The sequence below is a fragment of the Streptomyces sp. CoH27 genome (assembly GCF_020181035.1).
GTDB classification, from domain to species: Bacteria; Actinomycetota; Actinomycetes; order Streptomycetales; family Streptomycetaceae; genus Streptomyces; species Streptomyces camelliae.
Map to the genome: position 1 here is coordinate 1 of NZ_JAIQYY010000095.1, position 2558 is coordinate 2558.

Sequence of the window (2558 nt, forward strand, 5' to 3'; positions counted from 1 at the left end):
GTCATGGCGTCCGTCCCCGCCGCCGTCCTGCTCGTCGTCGCTCAGCGCTACGTCGCCGCCGGTGCCACCAGCGGAGCCATCAAGTGAGGGGCATCTCGGTCCGGGCACCCCTGATCTAGCGGATTCACGCGATGTGCCGGCCCAGGCCGGCTGGCACGGTGTTCTGGAAGGCATACCGCCTTTTCGGTGATCGGGCTGTCCGGTGACCGGATCCGAACCGCCTGTCGATCAGGATGTAAAGGGGGCCAGATGTCCGTCGTCCTTTCCACCGCGGAGCTGTCGGCAGCCGACCGGATAGAACGCTGGCATGAAGCGGTATCCCAGGCGTTCGTACCGCTCGATGTCAAAATCCTGGAGCAGGATCCGTCGCCGGGAAGAATCGTCACCCACCAATGGGGCGCCACACAGGTGTCGGACGTCCAGGCCGGGCCGCAAGAGGTGACGCGCAGCAAGCGCCTGATAGCCCGGGACGGGAAGGAATTCCTCATCCTCACGCTTCAGCGCACAGGCAGCGCCGTCAAGGAGCAGGACGGGAGAGAGTGCCTGATAGAGCCAGAATATTTCTCCATTTCTGATTCGTCTCGCGTGTTCAGAAAGAAAGTGCAGGGCGAGGCCTGCTTCATCTCCTTTCAGTTCCCCCGGAAGGAGCTTCGCGTGCGGGACGAAGACCTGCAGGCTTTGACTGCGACAGCGTTCTCGAATCGTGGCGGAAGTGCCGCACTGGTGGCGACCTACTTCACGCGCTTGGCGCGCGAAGCAGCGGGCTTCGACGACTTCGTCGGCCGTCAGTTCGTCGCCACCGGGCTCGACCTGCTGGCACTGTTCATCAACGAGCGGCGCGGCCGCTTCACGCCTCAGGCTCCCGAAACCGCCGCGGCCATGATGGTGCGAGTGAAGGACCACATCCTGCAAAACCTTTCCGACCCGGACCTGTCACCCACCACGATCGCCGCCGCCCACTTCATTTCGGTTCGCTACCTGCACAAGTTGTTCCAATCGGAGGGAACCACCGTCGGGGAATGGATCCGGATGCAGCGACTGGAGCGGTGCCGCCGGGATCTTCTGCGGTCCCCAGCCCTAGGACTCGGGGTGGCGACCATCGCCCGACGCTGGGGTTTCGTGAGCCCCAGCCATTTCAGCCGTGTTTTCCGCGCCGCTTATGGCATAGCGCCTCGCGACTGGCAGCATCAAGGCCTGTCCGGTGAACAGCGCACGGCTGAGTGACGTTTTCTCGGCAGAACGATTCACGCGGAGCGGCTCATGGAGAGCCCGCGCCGACCCACCGGAACCGGGGACGCTCTGCCACCGGCGCGGTGCTGATCGGCATCGGCCCTGCCCTCGCCGAACCAACTGGCGGGCGAGTTGAACCGCCTCGTCGAGGGGACCGGCCCCCGATCGCGTCACCCCGACGTCACCTCCGGTGCCGTGACCTTCACCAGCAGGCGGCGGGCCCGCTCCGCGTAACGGCGGTCGGTGGCTATGAGCCGGCCGCAGTGCTGGGCGAGATATCCATGCAGTCGGTGAAGGCGGCCCGGTTGGCGGGGGGGCGAGCCGGTAGGTCACGGAGACCGGCACGGGCCCGTTGGCCGGGCCAGGCTCGAACACCAGCGGCGGAACGGGCCAGTGGTCGGACGGCGTCGAGGCGACGGCATCCGTGCCATGCAGCGGCCAGCGGTGCACGCTCAGCGCGCCGGGGAGGAGCAGGCGGTTGCCGGCCAGGAGGTAAACGCTCAGTCCCAGGGCATCGGCCAGCGCACCTCACACAGGTGCCGCCAGGGCCTGCCCGCCCTGGAAGACCAGGAGATAGACGGCGAGTCCCCGGGCCCTGACCCAGCCGAGCAGCCTCGTCTGGAGGGCTGTGTTGAGGGTGGAGGCCCGGCCGACGGCACCGACACCGACCGCGCCGAGCAGCAGCCCGTACCCTCCGACACGCCTGGCGGGAGCCGGGCAACGCTGCTGCGGATCCAGGCGTTCATCGACCGTCATCTCGCAGACCCCGACCTGACCTCGCAGGCCATCGCCCAAGTCCACCGCATATCGGTGCGCTACCTGCACAAGCTGTTCGAGAGCGAAGACGCTACCGTCGGCCGGTGGATCGAGCGGCGACGCCTGGAGGAGTGCCGGTGCGACCTGGCGCGCCACGGGAATGTCGCGAACGAGGTCAGCAGGCGTGCGCCGAGCCGGGACAGGGCCTCCTGCGGAGCACTTCGTGCCCACTGCCCAATAGGCGCGTACGAGCGAGCACCCGCCATGACAGCGGACGTGGCGATCAGCAGAACCGCCACGAACGGGTGCCGTCGGCCCCGGCGATGACGCGGGTCCGGCAGCCTGACCAGCCGCTCTGCCAGCGACAGCCCCGAACACCCCGACAGCACAGGCAACTTGACGAGGTAGACGGTGGCAGACTGACGACACATCGAGGCTCTGGTTCTAAACGGCGACTGGTCAAGGCCATCCGTTCACAACGGCAGCCGCGTAGCGGACGGATTCAACTGATCGTCGCAACACCTTGATCGGGAGGTGGAGCGATGGGCTCTGTGGAGCGGCACAAGCAGGTT

General features: G+C 67.0%; 3 protein-coding genes. 1 reads left to right on the forward strand and 2 read right to left on the reverse strand.

Annotation, left to right across the window (positions count from 1 at the left end; all coding sequences use genetic code 11):
* The first annotated feature begins 249 nt into the window (after positions 1-249).
* Complete coding sequence (locus LE548_RS45175; RefSeq protein WP_225102848.1) at positions 250-1224, forward strand: helix-turn-helix domain-containing protein; 975 nt, start codon at positions 250-252, stop codon at positions 1222-1224.
* A 534-nt stretch (positions 1225-1758) separates the two neighbouring features.
* Here the strand turns inward: LE548_RS45175 and LE548_RS46360 are convergent.
* Both LE548_RS46360 and LE548_RS46365 read right to left on the reverse strand, forming a co-directional pair.
* Positions 1759-1986 carry a hypothetical protein gene (locus LE548_RS46360; RefSeq protein ID WP_308031262.1) on the reverse strand — a complete coding sequence of 76 codons (228 nt, stop codon included), beginning with the start codon at positions 1984-1986 and terminating at the stop codon, positions 1759-1761.
* A gap of 59 nt (positions 1987-2045) precedes the next feature.
* A complete protein-coding gene (locus LE548_RS46365) occupies positions 2046-2417 on the reverse strand; it encodes a transposase family protein (protein WP_308031264.1) in 372 nt (123 codons plus the stop codon).
* Positions 2418-2558 lie beyond the last annotated feature (141 nt).

Bases quoted from the DNA above. Each gene is read 5' to 3' on its own strand.
- LE548_RS45175 (WP_225102848.1), top strand. From the start codon at position 250: ATGTCCGTCGTCCTTTCCACCGCGGAGCTGTCGGCAGCCGACCGGATA.
- LE548_RS46365 (WP_308031264.1), bottom strand. From the start codon at position 2,417: ATGTGTCGTCAGTCTGCCACCGTCTACCTCGTCAAGTTGCCTGTGCTG.
- LE548_RS46360 (WP_308031262.1), bottom strand. From the start codon at position 1,986: ATGACGGTCGATGAACGCCTGGATCCGCAGCAGCGTTGCCCGGCTCCC.